Annotated in this window: 15 protein-coding genes; 6 read left to right on the plus strand and 9 right to left on the minus strand. The window is 70.0% G+C overall.

Annotated features, from left to right (window positions below):
* Window positions 1-40: 40 nt before the first annotated feature.
* Together CHC08_RS17555 and CHC08_RS17560 are read right to left on the minus strand one after the other, a co-directional pair.
* Window positions 41-1,327, minus strand: a complete 1,287-nt coding sequence (locus CHC08_RS17555; RefSeq protein ID WP_245878383.1) for an extracellular solute-binding protein — start codon at window positions 1,325-1,327, stop codon at window positions 41-43.
* A gap of 268 nt (window positions 1,328-1,595) precedes the next feature.
* Window positions 1,596-3,017, minus strand: coding sequence for a glycoside hydrolase family 5 protein (locus tag CHC08_RS17560; RefSeq protein ID WP_089208372.1), 1,422 nt, complete (start codon window positions 3,015-3,017; stop codon window positions 1,596-1,598).
* 539 nt (window positions 3,018-3,556) lie between these two features.
* On the opposite strand from CHC08_RS17560, the gene CHC08_RS17565 reads away from it, so the two are divergent.
* Window positions 3,557-4,570 carry a LacI family DNA-binding transcriptional regulator gene (locus tag CHC08_RS17565; RefSeq protein ID WP_089208418.1) on the plus strand — a complete coding sequence of 338 codons (1,014 nt, stop codon included), beginning with the start codon at window positions 3,557-3,559 and terminating at the stop codon, window positions 4,568-4,570.
* Between the two features lie 97 nt (window positions 4,571-4,667).
* Here CHC08_RS17565 and CHC08_RS17570 read toward each other — a convergent pair whose 3' ends face one another.
* The 3 genes from CHC08_RS17570 to CHC08_RS17580 all read right to left on the minus strand — a co-directional run bounded on the left by CHC08_RS17570 (window position 4,668) and on the right by CHC08_RS17580 (window position 8,893).
* Window positions 4,668-4,883: a hypothetical protein gene (locus CHC08_RS17570; protein WP_089208373.1), complete on the minus strand. Its 216-nt coding sequence runs from the start codon at window positions 4,881-4,883 to the stop codon at window positions 4,668-4,670.
* Between the two features lie 81 nt (window positions 4,884-4,964).
* Window positions 4,965-8,066, minus strand: a complete 3,102-nt coding sequence (locus CHC08_RS17575) for an AfsR/SARP family transcriptional regulator (protein WP_143653252.1) — start codon at window positions 8,064-8,066, stop codon at window positions 4,965-4,967.
* Window positions 8,067-8,308: 242 nt separating this feature from the next.
* Window positions 8,309-8,893 carry a TetR/AcrR family transcriptional regulator gene (locus CHC08_RS17580; RefSeq protein WP_089208375.1) on the minus strand — a complete coding sequence of 195 codons (585 nt, stop codon included), beginning with the start codon at window positions 8,891-8,893 and terminating at the stop codon, window positions 8,309-8,311.
* An 82-nt stretch (window positions 8,894-8,975) separates the two neighbouring features.
* Here CHC08_RS17580 and CHC08_RS17585 point away from each other — a divergent pair, with 82 nt between their 5' ends.
* The 4 genes from CHC08_RS17585 (at window position 8,976) to CHC08_RS17605 (ending at window position 13,263) form a co-directional block, all read left to right on the plus strand.
* A complete protein-coding gene (locus CHC08_RS17585; protein WP_245878384.1) occupies window positions 8,976-9,476 on the plus strand; it encodes a hypothetical protein in 501 nt (166 codons plus the stop codon).
* A 365-nt stretch (window positions 9,477-9,841) separates the two neighbouring features.
* The gene (locus CHC08_RS17595) at window positions 9,842-11,380 is read left to right on the plus strand and encodes an MFS transporter (protein ID WP_089208376.1); all 1,539 of its coding nucleotides are present in this window, start codon (window positions 9,842-9,844) and stop codon (window positions 11,378-11,380) included.
* Complete coding sequence (locus tag CHC08_RS17600; RefSeq protein WP_089208377.1) at window positions 11,377-11,970, plus strand: TetR/AcrR family transcriptional regulator; 594 nt, start codon at window positions 11,377-11,379, stop codon at window positions 11,968-11,970. Before CHC08_RS17595 ends, CHC08_RS17600 begins: the two co-directional genes overlap by 4 nt.
* Window positions 11,971-12,213: 243 nt before the next feature.
* The gene (locus tag CHC08_RS17605; protein ID WP_218825347.1) at window positions 12,214-13,263 is read left to right on the plus strand and encodes a lytic polysaccharide monooxygenase auxiliary activity family 9 protein; all 1,050 of its coding nucleotides are present in this window, start codon (window positions 12,214-12,216) and stop codon (window positions 13,261-13,263) included.
* Here CHC08_RS17605 and CHC08_RS49620 read toward each other — a convergent pair whose 3' ends face one another.
* Window positions 13,264-13,437 carry a hypothetical protein gene (locus tag CHC08_RS49620; RefSeq protein ID WP_179282087.1) on the minus strand — a complete coding sequence of 58 codons (174 nt, stop codon included), beginning with the start codon at window positions 13,435-13,437 and terminating at the stop codon, window positions 13,264-13,266.
* Window positions 13,438-13,443: 6 nt separating this feature from the next.
* Window positions 13,444-16,311, minus strand: a complete 2,868-nt coding sequence (locus CHC08_RS17610; protein ID WP_089208379.1) for an AfsR/SARP family transcriptional regulator — start codon at window positions 16,309-16,311, stop codon at window positions 13,444-13,446.
* Between the two features lie 325 nt (window positions 16,312-16,636).
* On the opposite strand from CHC08_RS17610, the gene CHC08_RS17615 reads away from it, so the two are divergent.
* A complete protein-coding gene (locus CHC08_RS17615; RefSeq protein WP_089208380.1) occupies window positions 16,637-18,157 on the plus strand; it encodes an N-acetylmuramoyl-L-alanine amidase in 1,521 nt (506 codons plus the stop codon).
* Here CHC08_RS17615 and CHC08_RS51530 read toward each other — a convergent pair.
* Together CHC08_RS51530 and CHC08_RS17625 are read right to left on the minus strand one after the other, a co-directional pair.
* Complete coding sequence (locus tag CHC08_RS51530) at window positions 18,121-18,525, minus strand: zinc ribbon domain-containing protein (RefSeq protein ID WP_420823571.1); 405 nt, start codon at window positions 18,523-18,525, stop codon at window positions 18,121-18,123. The two genes, CHC08_RS17615 and CHC08_RS51530, sit on opposite strands and share 37 nt — an antisense overlap.
* 31 nt (window positions 18,526-18,556) lie before the next feature.
* Window positions 18,557-19,063, minus strand: coding sequence for a monooxygenase family protein (locus CHC08_RS17625; protein ID WP_089208381.1), 507 nt, complete (start codon window positions 19,061-19,063; stop codon window positions 18,557-18,559).
* Window positions 19,064-19,161: the final 98 nt, after the last annotated feature.

The raw sequence follows: 19,161 nt of genomic DNA on the forward strand, positions 1-19,161 counted from the left end.
TTCGCGCTCGTCCTCTACTCGTTCTCCGCCGGGTTTCTCGTCACTCGTTCTTCGCCGTCTCGGTGATGGCCTCGGTGACCTCCTTGGCTCCCAGCGTCCCGGCGATGAGCTCGGCCACACTGTCGTTCACCTGCTGTCCGACGGCGGGCGCGTAGGCCTGGTCGAGGTAGAGCTGGAATCCGGCAGCCTTCCCGAGCGCCTCGGACACCGAGGCGAGCTTCGCGTCCTTGATGGCGTCTTCCGCTCCCTTGACGACCGGAAGGAACGCCCCCGTCGCCACCGCCCTGCGCTGGTTGTCGAGGTTGGAGATGAACTTCAGGAAGTCGATCGCCTCGGGCGGCGCGTCCTTGCCGACGGCGAACCCGCCGCCGCCTCCGAAGGCGTCCGTCGCGTCGCCCTTGCCGCCCTCGACCGCGGGGAAGGGGAAGAAGGCCAGGTCGTCGCCGATGCCGTCGGGGGTGCCCGACGAGTCGCGCTGGACCGTCGGCGCCCACTGACCCATCAGTTCCATGGCGGCCTTTCCGCTGCCCATCAGCGCGGCCTGCCCGTCGGGCGTGCCGTACCCGGCGCCGAGGAAGCCCTTCTGGAACGGGTCGAGGTCGACGAGCTCCTTGAGACGCTCGCCCGCCTGGACGAACTCGGGCGCGGTGAAGGTGGCGTCGGCGCCCGCCTGCTTGAGCGCCGGCAGGCCCGCCACGCGCATGGCGAGATAGGCCCAGTAGTAGTGGCCCGGCCACTTGTCCTTGCCCCCGAGGGCGATCGGGGTGATCCCCGCCGCCTTGAGCTTCTTGACGGTGTCGAGGAATCCGGTCCACGTGGTCGGCGGCTCGGAGACACCCGCCTTGGCGAACAGCGCCTTGTTGTACCAGAAGCCCACCATGCCGACGTCGAACGGCACCGCGTAGGTCTTGCCGTCGAACTGGTAGGGCTGCACGGAGGCCGGCGTGAGCGTGTCGGCCCAGGGGGCGATGTCGGCGGTGATGTCCTTGGCCAGCCCCGCCTCGATCTGCTGCTGCAGCACGCCTCCGCCCCATGTGTTGAAGATGTCGGGGATCGACCCCGACTGGGTGAGCGTGGTCAGCTTGGCCTTGTACGCCTCGTTCTCCAGGGGTGTGACCTTGATGGTGATGCCGGGGTGCGCCTTCTGGTACTCGGTGGCCAGCGCCTGCCATACGGGCAGCATCGGTTCGATGTTCTGGATGTGCCACCATTCGATCGTCTTGGAGGCGGCCTTTCCGGTGTCGCCCCCGTCCTCGCTTGCGCAGCCCCCCAGAAGCAGCGAGGCCGCTGCCAGCAGCGCCACGCTCCGTCGACCTAACGAGATCACGATGATCCCTTCCTTTCGATGGAGATGTCCGCGGTGTTCCGGTAACCCTCATTGGCGCCGGGTGGCCTCCGGCCGGGTGCGGGAGCGGACCTGTGATGCTCGCTCTCCCACTTCGCGGAGCCTGCTGACGGATCACCGCCGCTCAGATCCGGATTGAAAACTTTCGACTAATATCCGATAGTTTCTGCTGGTGCCGTGAGATTACAGCGGCTTTACAGCTGGATCAACGGCCGTTGTCGAGCTGTTACGAGGCGGTTGCGCGGAGCGTTCATGAGGCGGCTCCGGAGCCGGATCCCGCCTGGCCCGCGAGACTGGCGGTCAGCAGTTCGACCAGCGGTTCCCGCCGTACGCAACCGGCCAGCGCGAAGGAGTCGGCGAGCGCGGCCAGCTCCTCCTCGGACAGGCCGCGGAAGAGCTCCGCGTACTCGGGGACGAGCGCCTGCGCGATGAGGATGTGCCGGATCAGGTCGTCGACCTGGTAGCGCGCCCCCCACGGGTACGGATTCCAGGACGGGGCCTCGGTGTCCATCAGCCGGTGCAGGGGCGCGAGGTCGTCGGCCGTCTCCTCCATCGTCGAGCCCCACCGGTCGGCGCCGAGGCGCTGCTTCTTGTCGATGAAGGCGCCGAAGCGGTTCAGGTACGGCCCCGCCGGGTCGGCGTGCACCACCCCCTGCAGGCCGACGTCCTTGTAGGTCCAGAGCGACCATCCGGCGTCGTGGGCGTCGTAGATGGCGAGCTGGTCGCGGAGGATCTGGTAGCGCTGGGCGTCGATCTCCGGGTCTCCGGTGTAGACGGGCCCGAACTCCCCCACCCACAGCGGCGTGCCGGTCTCCCGCTGGAAGAGGGTCCTTCTGTCGAAGGCCCGCTCCAGGTGCTCGCGGTCGACCCACTCCCCGCGGGTGTAGCCGGGGTACGGCCCGCCGTGCGCGAATCCGGCGAGGGCGTAGTCGTGACAGACGAAGACGGTGTTCTCGTAGACCTCGCGGAAGATCGTGAAGTCGGTGGAGTAGGTGTTGCCGTCGAGGAAGAGCACGTGCGCGGGGTCGACGGCGCGGACCGCCTTGACCAGGCGGTCGTAGAACGGCCCGACGACCCGGCCGGCCACGTCGCCCGGCTCGTTCACCGGGTTGTACCCGGCCACCCACGGGTTGTCCCTGTAGCGGTCGGCCATGAACTCCCACAGGTGCACGACCCGGTCCTGGAAGTGCCGGTGCTGCCAGAACGCCGCCACATGGGTGGGGTTGTCGGAGTGCCAGTGCTGGTTCTGCGAACCGGGCAGGGCGTGCAGGTCGATCACGCTGTAGATCCCGTGCGCGCCCAGCAGCCCGATGACCCGGTCCAGCCGGCGGAACCCCTCCTCCCGCATCTCCATCGGCCGGTCGTCGGACTCGAAGTGCCGGTAGTTCACCGGGATCCGGACGCAGTTGACCCCCATCGCGCTGAGCAGCGCGGCGTCCTGCGGACCGAAGAACGAGGTCAGCAGCCGGTCGAAGAAGAACGCGGCACGCTCCTCCCCGAGCACGTCGCCCACCGCGGTGCGCATCGACGACTCGTTGGCGGGGTGGCCGGTGATGAAGTTCTCCATGTTCATCCAGCCCCCGAGGCCCACCCCGCGCAGCCGCACCGGATCTCCCGAGGGATCGACGAGCCGGGATCCGTTCACGCGCAGGGGTGTCTGGTTGTCAGGCATCAAATCTCCTCAGCCACTTGCCGGGAACCGCCCGCTGGGGAGCACGGCTCGCCGAACGGCTAAAATATTTCGGGCTTAATCCGAATATTTCGTGCCCGTGACATTAGATAGGTCTTCCATCCCACGTCAATAGGCGTGAGGTGGCAGCTGCCGGGCCATGACAGCCGCCCTTACGGGACGGCATCCACCACGCGGGCCGCCCGGGATTCTCGTGAAAGTTTCATATCCGCCCAAAGGTCGACCCATGTACCCGGGCCGGAGACGGCGGCGCTCTCCCCTCCGGTGGACCGGGCAATCCCCACCGGGCAGACTGAGGCATCGGAGGGGTGCGGACGGGATCGAACCGTCATACATGACCGACCTCCTCATGCATGAGGGACCGAATCTTTCATAAGATCACAAAAAGTTTCAATAACCGGAGAGAATGCGGATTACCCTCCGCCTCTCGGCGCCCCGGATAGGGAGGCCCTCACGAGGGGATGTGCTCCGCGGTGAGCCATCGAGCGACACTCCGAAAGTTTTCGGATATGCTGCGTGGCATGTCAGGTAAGCGCCGGGTGACGATCGCCCACATCGCCGAGGAGGCGGGCGTCTCCTCTCCCACGGTCTCCAAAGTGATCAACGGTAGATCCGAGGTCTCGCCCCAGACCCGCAAGCGGGTCGAGCAACTGCTCCACGAACACGGCTACATCCGCCGCACCGCGAGCGCGGACGGGCCCGTGGGCATGATCGACCTGATCTTCGCCGAGCTGGAGAGCCCATGGGCGATGGAGCTCATCCGCGGTGCCGAGAGCGCGGCCAGGGAGGCGGAGGCCAGCATCGTGATCTCCGTACTGCACACCCACGCCGGCCCCGGCCGCGACTGGCTCGAACGCCTGGCCGCCCGCCGCACCGACGGCGTGATCATCGTCAGCTCCCGGCTCTCCAGCCAGCAGTACGGCCAGCTCAACGCGCGCTCGATTCCCTTCGTGGTCATCGACCCCGATGGCGAGCCCGCCCCCGACGTGGCCTCCGTGGGCGCCACCAACTGGCAGGGCGGCCTGACCGCCACCCGTCATCTCCTGGAGCTCGGCCACCGCCGGATCGGCATGATCGGCGGACCGCCCGATATGCTGTGCAGCCGCGCCCGCATAGACGGCTACCGGGCCGCGCTGGAGACCGCGGGGGTCGAGGTCGATCCGTCGCTGATCCTGAACGGCGACTTCCTCGTCGGATCGGGCCACGACCACGGCCACGCCCTGCTCTCGCTCCCCGACCGTCCCACCGCCATCTTCGCGGGCTGCGACATGCAGGCCTTCGGCGTCTTCGAGGCCGCGAGGCAGCGCGGGCTCCGCGTGCCCGACGACCTGAGCGTCGTCGGCTTCGACGACCTGCCCCTGTCCAAGTCCGCCTGGCCGCCGCTCACCACGGTCCGCCAGCCCCTGGAGGAGATGGCCTTCCTCGCCACCCGCATGGCGCTGGGCATCTCCCGCGGCGAGACCCCCGAGCCCCGCAGGGTCGAGCTGTCGACCGACCTCGTGGTGCGCGAGAGCTCGGGTCCTCCGCCACGCTGATGCCGCCGTGACCGGCCATGCCCCCGAATATGCCGGTCACAGCGGCGAAGCAACGGAAACAGCGCCGCCCGGGTGGGTGGCGCCGTCCGTGCCGGAACTACCCCACCCAGAGGCTGTACATGCCCTGGGCGGCGATCCACCTGCACTCGTACTTCTTGAAACCCTCACGCACGTACTGCGTGCCGAGTTCAACGCATCTGGCCTTGTTGTAGTAGCCGATGTGTATCGGACCGGCCGCCTGAGCGGGAGCGCCGAGCGTGCCGACCGCCAGGACGGCCATGCCCACGGCCAGAAGTGCCGCACGTAGACGCATCTGTGTCTCCTTCAGATCAGTGTGCGATGTGGTCTGGCCGAAACGCTAATTTGAGGAGATACAGCCACCGATACAGCGGAGCTACAACCGAGAGGTGAGCAACCTCTCCAGCACCGGATCGATGCGCATGGCGGGCGACGCGAAGAGCTCCTCGGCCCGACGGGCGTCCTCCGCTGCAGCGGGATCCCCTAGCGCGGCGCGGGCCCTGGCGAGCTGGCGGGCGGCGGCGGCCTGACCGTAGGCGTTACCGACCTGGGCGGTCAACTCCTGGACTCGGACCAGATCGGCTGAGGCCGAAGCCGCATCGCCGTGCCGGAGCCAGATCTCGGACCTGCTGAGCAGCACCTCCCACTCGTCCTCCCGGTTACCGGTCTCTCTGCAGCGGCGCAGCGCGTCCCCGAGCGTGGCCAGTGCCTCGCCCCTGCGGCCGAGCAGGCAGTAGGCGCGGCCGAGCGCGGCCAGGGTGATGCTCTCCCCAAGCGGGTCACGGTCCGACCTGCGGATGGTCAGGCACCTTTCAAAACACTCCGCCGCCTCGGTGAAGCGGCCGAGCCGGAGCAGAACCTCGCCCAGATTGTGCATGACCACTCCGACCCGGTTCGACGCGTGCGTCTCAAGCAGCTGCAGACCGGCGGTGATGTGACCGAGGGCCGCGTCGAGGTCGTCAGTTTGCATGTTCAGCCAGCCGAGATTGTGCAGCGCCATCCCCTCGGCTTCCCGATCGCCCAGCTCGCGCCAGAGCTGAAGCGCACGGTGCATGTGGCCGTGGGCCGCACCGGGCCGACCGGCCCTCCAGTCCACCAGCCCCAGCATCGCGAGCGCGGACGCCTCCCCCACCTGGTCGTCGTGCCTCCGCGCCACCTCGATGGCGAGTTGCGCGACGATCTCAAGCTCGCGCCAGTGGCCCCCCTTGGTCGCCAGCGCCCTGATCAGCGGCATCAGCTGGGTGACGAAGCACGCGATCGCGGGCTCCCTCTCCGCCACCTGGACGGCGGCCGCGATCAGACACGGCATCTCGGTCTCAAACCATCGCACCGCCTCGGCGGGGCTGCGAAGATCCACGCCGCTGCCCTGCCGGCTCGGCCGGTACCCGTCGCCGAATCGCCGGTGCGGCTGGAGCAGGTCGTTCACCTGATGGCAGAGGTCGAGGTAACGGTCCAGCGCGCGCCGGACGGCCTGTGCGCGCTCGGCCGGCGGGTCGTGGATGACGGCCAGCTCCGCCGCGAACAGCCTCAGCAGGTCGTGCATGCGGAACCGCCCGTCGCCGACCGGCTCGATCAGACGGGCCTCCGTCAGCTCATCGAGGGCGTCCTCGGCCACGTCCGGGCCGGTGTCGAGGAGCGCGGCGACGTGCCCGACGCTGACCTCGGGCACGGCGAGCACGCCGAACAGCCGGAAGGCGCGTGCGGCGGCGTCGGTGGCCCGGCCCGAGCCGCTCGTCAGCGCCGCGTAGCCGACCTCGAAACAGGAGCGGACGCCCAGGTCCGCCGCCCGCAGTTCGTCCAGCCGTCGCCGCTGGTCGCGCAGGCGCTCGCCGAACCGCGTGAGCGACCAGTCGGGACGACCGGCGAGACGGGCGCCGGCGATGCGCAGCGCCAGCGGGTGGTAGCCGCACCAGCGCGCGATGTCGGCCGCCGTCTCGGCCTCGGCGTCCACTCTGGCCCGGCCCGCCAGCAGCGTGAGCATCCGCACCGAGTCCGCCTCGTCGAACACGTCGACGGCGATCGGCTCGGCGTCCATGGTGGTCAGCGCCACCCGGCTGGTGACCAGCGCCGCGCAGCCGCCGCCCGCCGGCAGCAACGGAGCCACCTGGGCCGCATCGACGGCGTTGTCGAGGACGACCAGGAACCGCCGGTCGGCCAGCAGCGACTGGTACTGGGTCGCCGCCTCCGCCGGCGCCGCGGGCACTTCCCCGTGAGGCATTCCCAGCGCCCTCAGGAAACGGCCGAGCACCTCGGCGGGACGCAGGGGCAGCAGGCCCGGGCTCGATCCCTGCAGGTCGACGTAGAGCTGGCCGTCGGCGTAACGGTCGATCACCGCGTACGCCGCCCGCAGCGCCAGCGCCGACTTGCCGACCCCGCCCAGGCCGTGCAACGCCAGCACGCGCGGCCCGGTGCCCTGCTCCGGGCCGCCGCACAGCACGGTGAGCATCCGGGCGAGCTCGGCCGACCGGCCCACGAATGCCACGGGCTCGCGGGGAAGCTGGCGGGGGCGGGGACGTTCGTCGCCGGTCCGCACGACCGCGACGTCCTCGCCGACTCGTACGGCCGCAGCGTCCTCGCCGTCCTCGCCGTCCTCGCCGTCCCTGTCCTTGCCATCCTGCACCGCCGCAGCGTCCTCGTCGGCCCGCACGGCCGCAGTGTCCTCGCCATCCGCACCGGCCCGCATGCTCACGGCGTCCTCGCCGGTCCGCGGCCCGACCGGCGACATCAGATCCGTGTCCCGGCGCAGGACCGCCTGGTGCAGGCGGCGCAGCTCGGGGCCGGGGTCGAGTCCGAGCTCCTCGGCCAGGACCCGGCGGGCCGCGCCGAACACGTCCAGCGCGCCGACCACGTCGCCGCACCGGTACAGCGCCACCATGAGCTGGCCGTACAGCCGCTCCCGCAGGGGATACCGCCCGATCAGCTCACGCAGCCGCTTGACCGTCGCCATGGGCCTGCCCTGCGCGAGCTGGATCTCCGTGTGCTCCTCCACCGCGCTCAGGTACTGATCGGTGAGACGGGCGACCACCTCGCGCAGGGCAGGCCCCGCGGGCACGTCCTCGGCCGCCGGCCCTCGCCACAGCGCCAGCGCCCGGGTGTAGGCGTCCTGCGCCGTGTCGAGGTCCCGCCGGGCCAGTGCCTGGCGACCTCGTGCGGACAGCGCCTCGAAGGCGAACAGGTCGAACTCGGCCGGCTCGACCCGCAGCAGATAGCCGGCGTCCAGGGTGACCAGGCGCTCGGCGGCCGGATCGGCGGCGGGGGGCAGCAGCTTGCGCAGTTGCATGAGATAGGTGCGCAGGTTCGCCACCGCGGAGCGGGGGGGCCGCTCGTCCCACACCTCCGCCACCAGCGACCGGACCGGCACGACGTGGCCGGCGCGTGCGAGCAGCAGGGCGAGAACCGTGCGCTGTTTCGGCGCCGCGATCCGTACGGGGAAGTCACCGGCCTGGACCAGCAGCGGGCCGAGAAGTCGAAACCTCACCGTCCTGCCTTCCTCACCTGCCCCTTCGCCCACGGCTATAGCGCCGGCCCGCCCAGCTGCCGGTCGGCGGGGAAAGCGCCCCCACGATCAGTACGAGAACACCGGCAAGCAGCCCACGAAAGATCAACTTCGCCGCACCCTTCCGCCACAGGTCCGAGGGAGAGTTGGTCCACTCCCGGGAAACGATCTCCATTGGCGTGGCATCTGTCAAACGGTCCCGGCGGGCCGTCCGGCCGAGGTGGTCAGTGGCTATGGTCTTTGCGGGGGCGGTTGAACAGCAGGTCGGCGGCGCGGGCAAGGACCTGGGCTCGGGTGCGGTCGCCGTGGTCGGCGGCGAGGAAATGCTCGCCGATCGCCAAGCAGAAGGCGAGTATGCTGCGGGCCTCGACCTCGTCGGCATCGGAGCAGAAGGTGCCGATCATCTCGCGTAGCAGCGCCATGCGCCGGTTGTCCACCCGTCGCAGGCGCTCGGCGACCGCCTCGTCGCGCCGGGCCCAGTCCCGGATCGCGAGGTCGATGGGCAGCAGGCGGTCGCTGGAGAAGGTGAGCACGCCCGCGCGTTGGATTTTGGCCTTCGGGTCGCCGCCCTCACGCTCGATGCGTTCGAGCACCTCGTCGGTGCTCTCCCGCTCCCAGACGTCCAGCATCGCCTTCAGCAGCGCGTCTCGGTCGGCGAAGAACCCGTAGAACCCGCCTTTCGTGACGCCGAGCCTCTTCGCCAGCGCCTCGACGCGGACGGCATCTGGGCCGTCGGCGGCCAGCGCCTGCAGCCCCTCCTCGATCCACCTGTCACGCGGCGTGCGAGTCGCGCCCACGATGTGTCCCACCTCGCTTCTCCACCGTTTGTACGCCACCGTATATACGCCACCGTATAAACGAGCTAACCTCAGTTTATACGGTGGCGTACACATGAACGGAGACAGCGAGATGACCGTCGGCTTCATTGACAGCGCCGTGGGGACGCACAACATCCCCGAATCCGTCCGAGCGCTCAGCTCCTTGCCCGACATCGACTACGCCGACCGCTTCACCCTCTCCACGAACGCGGACGCGACACCGGAACAGTGGGCACGGGCGATGTTCGGCCACGTCCCCACGGTCGCGGAGCAGTTGATCTGGCGCGGTCTCCTCGGTCTCCGGCTCAGCCGAGGACGATCGCCGGACACCGTGGGCGGATGGCAGATCGGCGAACGTGGCGAAGGCTGGATCCGGCTCGAGGCCGCCTCCTGGTTTCTGACCGGCAATCTCCTCGTACAGGCGACCGATGGTCAGGTGTCGCTGGGGACCTTCCTGCGCTATGACCGGCCTCTGGGCCATAGCGTGTGGCCTCCCTTGTCCGCCGTCCATCGCCGGCTGATACCCGGTGTGCTCCGCGACGCCGCAGCGAAGATCGCACAGCTCACGGAATGAGCCGCCTTCGCCGACGCGAAGATCGAACTTTTCAGCGGGCCGCCGAGGCAGACGTGGCGACAGGAGCGAGTGCGCCTGCGGCCACCTGGGACCCCGCCAATCCCTATGCCGCGCAGGTCCACGAACCGCCCGGACGCCTCGACTACATTCACGTCGGCCCACCTGGCCCCGGCGGCCTCGGCCACGTCCGCTCCGCACGCCGCGCAGGTGACCGGCCCGGCGCTCGATCATGCTCTCACCCGGACCGTTGAGCGCGATCGAGAATGCAATCTTGTCCGGAATGTCAGTGTCTGTATGTGTTTTGACCTGCGAAGTGAGGTGTGTCATCGTACGTAGACATCAGCCGTAGACTTAGAGGGACAGACATGATCAGGCACCACCGGGTCCGGGCGGCGTCCGGGCGCATTCTCGTCCCGAGCCTGGTGTTCGTCGGGATGGTGGTCGCCGTCATCAGCAGTCTGGGGGCGCCGCTCATCCCGGCGGTCGCCGCCGCCGACCACGTCTCCCTGAGCGACGCGCAGTGGTCTCTGACCATCTCATTCCTGGTCAGCGCGGTGGCCACACCGCTGATGGGCCGTCTCGGCGACGGGCCGCACCGCCGGGCGGTGATCCTGGCCGGCCTCGGGATCGTTACCGTCGGCGGGGTGCTGGCGGCTCTTCCGCTGGGGTTCGCCTCTCTCCTGACGGGACGCGGCCTTCAGGGAGTCGGCCTCGGGCTCGTCCCGCTGGGCATGGCCGTGGCCCGTGACGCGCTCCCGGCGGAACGTGCCCGTCCGGCCGTGGCGACGCTGTCGATCACCACCGCCGCCGGAATCGGCCTCGGCTATCCGATCACCGGGCTGATCGCCCAGTACGGCGGTCTGCACGCGGCGTTCTGGTTCGGTGCGGCGGTGAGCGCCCTGGCGTTTGTCGTCGCGACGCTCGTGATCCCGTCCTCGGCTCACCACCCGTCCCGGCGCCTCGACGCCTCCGGCGCGGTCCTGCTGGGCGCGGCGCTGGCCGGTCTGCTGCTCGCCATCAGCGAGGGCGGGAGCTGGGGGTGGACTTCTGCCCGGCTGGTCGTCGTCGGCGCCCTGTCGCTCGCCGGGCTCGCCGGCTGGGTCCTGCTGGAGCTGCGCCGCACGCATCCGCTCGTCGAGGTGCGGTTGCTGCGCCTGCGGACGGTGTTCACCGCGGACGTGACCGTGCTGCTGACCGGGGTCGGGTTCTATCTCCTGGTCTCGCTGATGACGAGGTTCGTCCAGACACCGCTCAGCAGCGGCTACGGGCTCGGCGCCTCCACCACCGTGGCCGGGCTGGTCCTGCTGCCGTTCTCCGCCGCCAGCCTCGCCGCCTCAAAAATCGCGCCCGTCCTGGTCCGGCGTGTCTCGGCCGGTGCCGTACCGCCCATCGGATCGGGGGTGATGGTGCTCAGCATGCTGATGTTCACCTACGCGCGCGACAGCCTGTGGGAGATCATCGTCATCATGGGGATCGCCGGGCTCGGGGTCGGCTGCATCCTCGCCGTTCTTCCCGGGTTCATCGTCGGTTCGGTGCCCGCCCACGAGACCGGAAGCGCCCTGAGCTTCAACCAGGTGCTCCGCTACATCGGTTTCGCCGTCGGCAGCACGCTGAGCGCCGTGGTGCTCCAAGCCCACACCGCGCCCGGCCGGGCCCTGCCCGAGGGGGACGGTTACACGGTCGCCGGGCTCACCTCCTGTGGTGTCTGGGTCCTCACCGCCGCCGTGACCCTCGTGCTGCCCCGCCTGCGAACCCGTACGCCCGCACAAGCCGTCCGGGAGGAGCCCGTGCACGCCGTCCGGGAGGAGGAGACGGGGACCGGCCCCCGGCAGATCAAGAACATCGTCCACACGGTGCCCAACGTGAACGACGATGCGTCACCAGGCACGAGGATGGGCTCATGACCAAGGAAACGACTCCGCCGGCCAGGGAAACGACTCCTCGGCGCCGCGACTCGGCGGCCAGCCGCGACCGGCTGTTGAGCGCGGCGGGCGAACTGTTCGCCGATCGCGGGTTCGACCGGACCTCGGCACGTGAGATCGGCGAACGCGCCGGCGTCGACCCCACGATGATCGCCCGATACTTCGGCGGGAAGGCCCAGCTCTTCATCGCGGTTCTCCGCGCCGAGGCGGACAGGCCCGCCGACCTTCTCGACCCCGATCGGCTGACCACCCTGCTCGACCGTATGGACCGCCACGGTCCCGGCCCGGTCATCCAGGCCGGCATCCGGCCCTACGGCGACGCCGAGGCCCAGGCCGCCGCCCGCGAGGAACTCCAGCGCCGCATGGTCGCACCGCTGCGCGAACGCCTGGCCCGCGAAGGCGACGAGCAGGCGAATCTCCGCGCCGAACTGCTCCTCGCCGCCTTCATCGGCGTCATCCTCAGCCGTCATGCCGGGGTCTTCGAGCACCTCGCCGGAGCGACCACCTCCGAGCTTCTGGCCCTCCTCCAGGATCTCCTCGGGGTCAAGGGCCACGAGACGACCGGAGGATGAGCCGATGAGAGCCGGTGGCACGGGCCCCGGCGGCGCTGTCGACGAGGACGTCGCTCTTCTCTGGGGTGAGGATCTGCTCACCCGCCAGAACCCGCGGTGAGCCGCCGCGGAATGTGAACCTTTCATCCTCCTGACGGCGAACGTCCAGTTCACCCGCCCTCGGCCGTGCATCACCGTTGTTCCCCATTGGCAGTTCGGAGATGGTGGGGGCCCCGAAGCACCCTGAATCCCAGGAGGAGACCCGTGCAGACGCTCCCCCGCACATTGCTCCGAAGTTTGCTCGCGGCCGCAGGCGCCATGGTGCTGCTCATCACCGCGCTGGTCGTGCCCGCGCAGGCGCACGGCTCGGTGAGCGACCCCCCATCCCGCAACTACGGCTGCTGGCAGCGCTGGGGCGGCGACTTCCAGAACCCGCAGATGGCCACCCAGGACCCCATGTGCTGGCAGGCCTGGCAGGACGACCCGCAGGCCATGTGGAACTGGAACGGCCTGTACCGCGAAGGCGTGGCCGGCAACCACCAGGCGGCCATCCCCGACGGCCAGCTCTGTAGCGCCGGCAACACCTGGGACGGCCGCTACGCGGCGATGGACGTCCCCGGGGCGTGGAAGACGGTCGACAAGCCCGCCCGCTTCACGCTGAACCTCCTCGACCAGGCCCTGCACGGCGCGGACTACATTCGCGTGTACGCGACCAAACAGGGCTTCAACCCCAAGACGCAGCGTCTGCGCTGGAGCGATCTGGAACTGGTCGGCCAGACGGGCCGCGTTCCCACGGGCGCCACGACTCCCGTCGAGGTGAATGCCCCGGGCCGCTCCGGCCACCACATCGTGTACACGGTCTGGCAGGCCAGTCACCTGGACCAGTCGTACTACTTCTGCAGTGACGTGAACTTCACGGGCTCGAACCCCTCACCCACCCCCACACCGACCCCGACCCCCACACCGACCCCGACCCCGACCCCGACTCCCACGGCGACCCCCACGCCCAGCCCCGGCCAGGGCTGCTCGGCCACCTACCGGGTCGCGTCCTCGTGGGGCGGCGGCTTCCAGGCCGAGGTCAGCGTCGTCGCCGGTTCGGCCCCGATCTCCGGCTGGACGGTCAACTGGACGTTCACCGGCGGGCAGACGATCAACTCGTCGTGGAACGCGACGGTGACGAGCAGCGGATCCGCCGTGACGGCCCGCAACGTCGCGTACAACGGCTCGCTCGGTGCCGGGGCCGCGACGACGTTCGGCTTCCTCGTTTCCGGCACACCCGGCACCGCGCCCGCGGTGACCTGCCGCTCCACCTGATCATCTGATCATGCGCGCCCGCTCGCCGGCCGTTCCGGCGGGCGGGCGGGCGCGCATGCTGCGGGCAAGGCCCGGAATGCGCCAGACGGCGAGGCCGTCCCCTCGGGGCGCGGCGAATCCGGCTCCGTTCGGGTCCGTCGACTCCGTGACCTTGAAGCACGACGTGGTGGTCATCGGCGATCAGTGACCGGTCGTGGGTCTCACCGCGAGGTCGGCGCCTCCGCGCAGCTCGCGCCGTAGCATGCGGGCGTGGCGCAGGCAGTCCCTGGCCAGGTGGGCGCGGCCGGCGGATCGGTGCAGCTCGCCGAGCGTCTGGATCGCGGCGGCCTCCCCGCTCCGGTCGCCGAGCTGCTGGAAGATCGTCAGAGATCGCTCCAGCTGGGCCGAGGCGTCCGACCTGTCACCGCGGACCATCTGGAGCCTGCCCAGGCCCCGCATGGCGTAGGCCCCGCAGTGACGGTCGCCGAGGCTCTCGAAGATGTCCAGGGCGTGCCCCTGGAAGCGCATCGCCTGGTCCGCGTCGGCGGCCAGATCGTGCAGCCGCCCGAACTGCATGGACACCGCCCCCTCCCGATGGGGGTCACCCAGCTCCCTGGCCAGGCGGAGCGCCTGGCCGAGCCACTTCGAGGCCTGGGCCGGGTCCCCCGACTCCAGGCAGACCCGCCCGATCGCCTGCCTCGCGTACGCCTCGCCGCCCTGATCGCCTATGGCGAGAAACATGGCGAGGGCCTTGCGGAAGTATTCGAGGGCCGCCGGATGCCCGCCGCAGAACTGGTTCACCGCCCCCAGCCCGCAGATCGAGGTCGCCTCACCCCGCGTGTCGCCCAGCTCGCGGAAGATCGCGCGAGATCGCCGGAACATCCTCGCCGACTCGGCGTAACGGTCCTGGTAGAGGCAGACCTGAGCCAGGCCGCGAAGCATGGCCGCCTCGCCGTCGAGGTCCTCGGCGAGGCGGGCGGCGGCCAGGGCGATCCGATGCGTGTGCTGCCACGCGTCGAAGTGGCATCGCAGGTCGAAGTAGGGGACGAAGGCCGCGGCGAGACCCCATGCCGCCTGGGCCAGCCCCGCGTCGGCGGCCAGGCGTACGGCGCCCACCAGTGCGTCGTGCTCGGCGTCGAACCACGACAGCGGGTCCGCGGTCAGCCGCCCGACGGTGTCGCCCGCCAGGTTCCAGCGGACGGCCTTCTCCGACGTCATGCCGAAGACCGTGGTCGGCAGCCGTGCCGTGGCGTTCTCGGCGATGGCCATCCACGCTCCGAGCACCCTGGTGAGCGCATGCCGTTCGGGTTCGCCGCCGGCCTTCTCCCTGGCCGCGCAGCGGAGCAGATCGTGCAGCCGGAAGCGGGACTGGCCGATCTGGTCGGTCCCGGCGAGCCGCAACAGGTTCGCGTCGACCAGGATGTCCATCACGTCGTCGGCCCTGTGCCGGTCCAGCACCGCGTCGACCACCCAGCCGGGGAGGGAGTCCGGGCCGAGGAGACCGAGCACGCGGAAGGTCAGGGCGGCGTCGGCGGGCAGCAGCCGGTAGCTCCGGTTGAAGCTGACCCGCACCCCCAGATCTCCCGCGTACAGCTCGCCGAGCCTGCCCGGCTCGTCGTCCAGCCGCTGCCGCAGCACGCGCAGCGACCAGTCCGGCCGTCCGGCCAGCCGCGCTCCGGCGATCCTGACGGCCAGCGGCAGGTAGTCGCAGTGGCGCACGATCGCCGCGGCGGCCTCCCTCTCCCCGGCCAGCCGCTCGACGCCCACGATCCTGCCGAGAAACTCCTCCGCCTCTTCCCGGGGCAGCACGTCCAGCTCCAGGCGCACCGCGCCGGGAAGCTCCGTGAGCCGCCGCCGGCTCGTCACGAGCACCGCGCAACCGCTGCCCGGCAGCAGCGGGCGCACCTGTGCGGCACCGGCGGCGTCGTCGAGGAGCACGAGCATCGGGCGTTCGGCCAGCAGGGACCTGTACAGCGCGGATCGTTCGTGCACGGTGTGCGGCAGGCCGTTCTCGCCGGCTCCCAGTGCCCGCAACGCCTGGGCCAGCAGCTCGCCGGGGCCGGCCGGCTCGCGGGCGGTGCCGCCGAGATTCAGGTAGATCTGCCCGCCGGGATAGTCGGCCCGTAGGGCATGCGCGCAGTGCACGGCCAGCGCCGACTTGCCCACTCCCGGCGGCCCCGCCACCACGACAACCGAGGGCGGCCCGTCCGGCGGCCGTTCCCGGGGCGAGAGCGCCTGTTTGAGCGCGGCGACCGCGTCGGCCCGGCCGGTGAAGTCCGGAATGTCCGCGGGAAGCTGATGAGGGGTGTGAAGGACGGCGGACGGCGGGGGCTCCTCCGCCAGGACGATCGCGTGCGTCCGGCGCAGTTCCGCGCCGGGTTCGACGCCGAGCTCGGCGACCAGCCGCTGCCTGAGCACGGTATAGGTGTGAAGCGCCTCGGCCTGCCGCCCGCTGCGGTGCAGGGCGAGCATCAGGCGTTGCGCGAGATCCTCCCGGAAGGGGTGTTCGGCCAGCAGCCCGCGTAGCTCGCCGATCGCACCGGCGTACTGGCCCCGGGCCGTTCTCAGGTCGATCAGCTCTTCGGCGGCGCCGAGCCGTACTTCCGTGAGCGACCGCAGGCGGCGCTCCCAGAGCACGCTGTTCGGCAGATCCGCCAGCGGGGTGCCGCGCCACAGCGCGAGAGCCCGGCACAACCGGTCGAAGGCCTCCTCCGTACGGCCCGCCGCCCGCGCTCCGGCGATCAGGTCCTCGAAGAGCAGTACGTCGAGCTGCTCGACCGGCACCTCGATCGCGTAGCCGTGCGGATGCGCCCGGATACCGACGCCCGCGGCCCCGAGGCCGCCGCGCAGCGAGCTCACGTAGGTGCGGAGGTTCGCGTGGGCGGACCGGGGACGGTGTCGTGGCCAGAGCACCTCGAGGAGGAAGTCCGCGGTGACCACCTGGTTCGCGTCGAGCAGCAGGGTGGCCAGCAGGACACGGGGCTTGGTGCCCCCGAGGTGGAGAGGACGTCCCGAGACCCGGACGTCCAGCGGACCGAGCAGGCTGAATGTGGGCTGATCAACCACCATGACCGCGCTTACTCCTCCCGAGGAGGCGTTGCAACCATTCATGCGGGTTATGTCATTTGACCCTTATAGATCTTTGTATCGACTTTGGATGTCCCATGTGCGACTTATCTCCAGCCTTAACCACCCCAGCCTTAACTCCCGTAAGAGCTCTTCGGAGAGATCCAACAGACAGTGCACGGTGCCGGTCAAGGCCTTGCCCGCCGAAACCGCGGCCTTCGAACACCGCGACTGACACCAACGAGGGCCGCCTCCGTCGTCGGCCGACGCATCGGCCGACGACGGAGGCGGCCCCTGCAATGAACCCCACCTCCTAGGAGAACCCCCGATGCCCCGACTCCGCCGTTTAGCCGTGCTGCTGGCAGGCTCGCTCATCCCCCTTGCGAACCTGACGGGACCGCCCGCGAGCACAGCCCCGGCGACTCCTCCGCCCACGAGCACCGCCCCGGCGACTCCTCCGGTCAGGACCGCCGCCCCGGCGACCCCCCCGGCCAGGACCACCGCCCCGGCGGGCACCCTGGCCGAGGCCTTCACCCGCGCCGCCGCGACCTACGAGGTGCCCCGCGACCTGCTGGTCGCGCTCGGATACGCCGAGACCCATCTCGACGGCCATGGCGGCGCGCCCAGCGCGAGTGGCGGCTACGGGGTCATGCACCTGGTCAGCAATCCCACCGTTCACACCTTGGAACGCGCGGCGACGCTGACAAAACAGCCGGTCGCGACCCTGAAGACCGGCGACGCCGCCAACATCGCGGGCGGCGCGGCGGTGCTGCGCGCCTACGCCGACGAGCTCGGGCTGGACGCCACCGCCCGCAAGGATCCCGGGAAGTGGTACGCGGCGGTGGCCGAATACGGCAACGCCTCGACCTCCGAGGTGGCCCGGCTGTACGCCGACACCGTCTACGACCTGATGGCCGGGGGCGTGCACGCCGTCACCCCGAGCGGTGAGACCGTGATCGTGATGTCGAGGATGTTGCAACTCGACCGTGGCGCCTACTCCGCGGCACGTGATCTGGACGGGACCATGGCGGCCGCGGCCGTGGACTTCCCGTCGGCCCGCTGGGTGGCGGCCAAGTCCGCCAATTACACCGTCGCCAAGCGCCCGTCCAGCGCCAAGATCGACCGGATCGTCATCCACGTGGCACAGGGCTCCTACGCGGGCACGATCTCCTGGTTCCAGAACCCCGCCGCCCAGGTCTCGGCCCACTACGTCGTCCGTTCCTCCGACGGCGCCGTCACCCAGATGGTCCGCGAGAAGGACCGGGCCTGGCACGCCGGAAACTACAACAGCCGGTCGGTCGGCATCGAGCACGAGGGCTACATCAACAACGCCTCCTGGTTCACCGACCCGATGTACCGCGCGTCGGCCGCGCTGACCCGCAGCATCGCCGACCGGTACGGCATCCCCAAGGACCGCGCCCACATCGTCGGGCACAACCAGGTCCCCGGGGCCGACCACACCGACCCCGGACCCAAGTGGGACTGGACCCGATACATGCAGTACGTCACCGGCGGCGGCAACCCGTACACCGCGCAGAAGGTCTGCGGCAGCGGCTACAAGATGGTCGACAGCGCGGCCCTGGGCTCCGCCGGAACCGTCTACCTGCTCTACAACACCGCCAACGACAACAACTGCGTGGCCACCATGAAGGCCACGTCCCTCGGCACGGCCACCGCCGCCACCGCCTACCTCGAGGTGCAGGGGAAGAAGCGGGTCACCCAGTCAGGCAACGTCGCCCACTACGCGGGCCCCATCCGAGCCTACGCACTCGACAAGTGCGTCAAGTGGGGAGGCAAGATCGGCTCCTCCACCTACGACAGCCCCTTCGAATACTGCGTGTCCGAATGACACCCGCTCCGTCCTGAAGGACGGAGGTTCCCGTCTGCCGCGCAGGTGGCTTCGGGTGGGTTACCGCTTCTTCGCGCGGTGCCGGAATGAGTCCCGGTCCTACCCGCGCTCCACGGTCGTTCAGCCTGCCCGGCGGCGAGGATATCGATCGCGGCGTTGACGTCCCGGTCGTGGGTGGCACCGCATCCACGCATCCACGACCGGACGTTCGACGGCATCGAGGTGGCGATGGTGCCGCACGCCGAGCCCAGCTTCGACGATGGGAACCAGCGGTCGATCGTGCCGAAGTACCTGCCACACCGGGTCGCCTTGTATTCCAGCATGGCCGCGAACTGCGACCATCCCGCTTCGTATCGCCGGGCGGGCACCCCTGTGGCCGTCGACGATGGCCCGGCGCGGTTAGGACTCGTAGAGGTCCTTCTCGTTCAGGACCGGGCTGCCGTCGTCGGAGCGTCCCAGACGGGACGCGGAACCGAACATGGGTCCACGGGCGCGCTGGATGCCGGCGAACCGTCCGAATCCGAGCGGCTTGGGCACGTCGTCGTAGACGGCTTCCATGCCACCCCTGACCGAGTACGTCTCGTGCCAGAAACCGGTGCCGCCCGAGTCCCGCAGGAAGTCCAGCCACCACTGCCGATGCGGCTCAGACCGGGCGAAGGCGAGCAGCGAGGGCAGGTCCCGCCAGTACTGGCGCATCCCCATGTTCATCGGGAAGAACGAGTAGTACACGGGCTCGTGCAGCAGCAACCCGTCCGGCTTGCCCTCGACCGACTCACTGATCTTCCGGCCGAAACTGAAGAAGGTCCGGATCCCGTACAGCCGGTTCACGCGCATGCCGAGGTACAGGACGATGAGGTCCGGGTAGGCGGACAGGTCGACGGTCTGCCGGTTCACTCGAGTTGGCATCCAATGCTCCTTATGGCTCTGGGGTACGCATGGGCTGGCGCAAAAGGCAGGTCATGTGCCGGCGTGGGCGGGTCGTCGCTTTCATGGAGGCCATGGCG

The organism is Streptosporangium subroseum (genome assembly GCF_900188345.1).
GTDB classification, from domain to species: domain Bacteria; phylum Actinomycetota; class Actinomycetes; order Streptosporangiales; family Streptosporangiaceae; genus Streptosporangium; species Streptosporangium subroseum.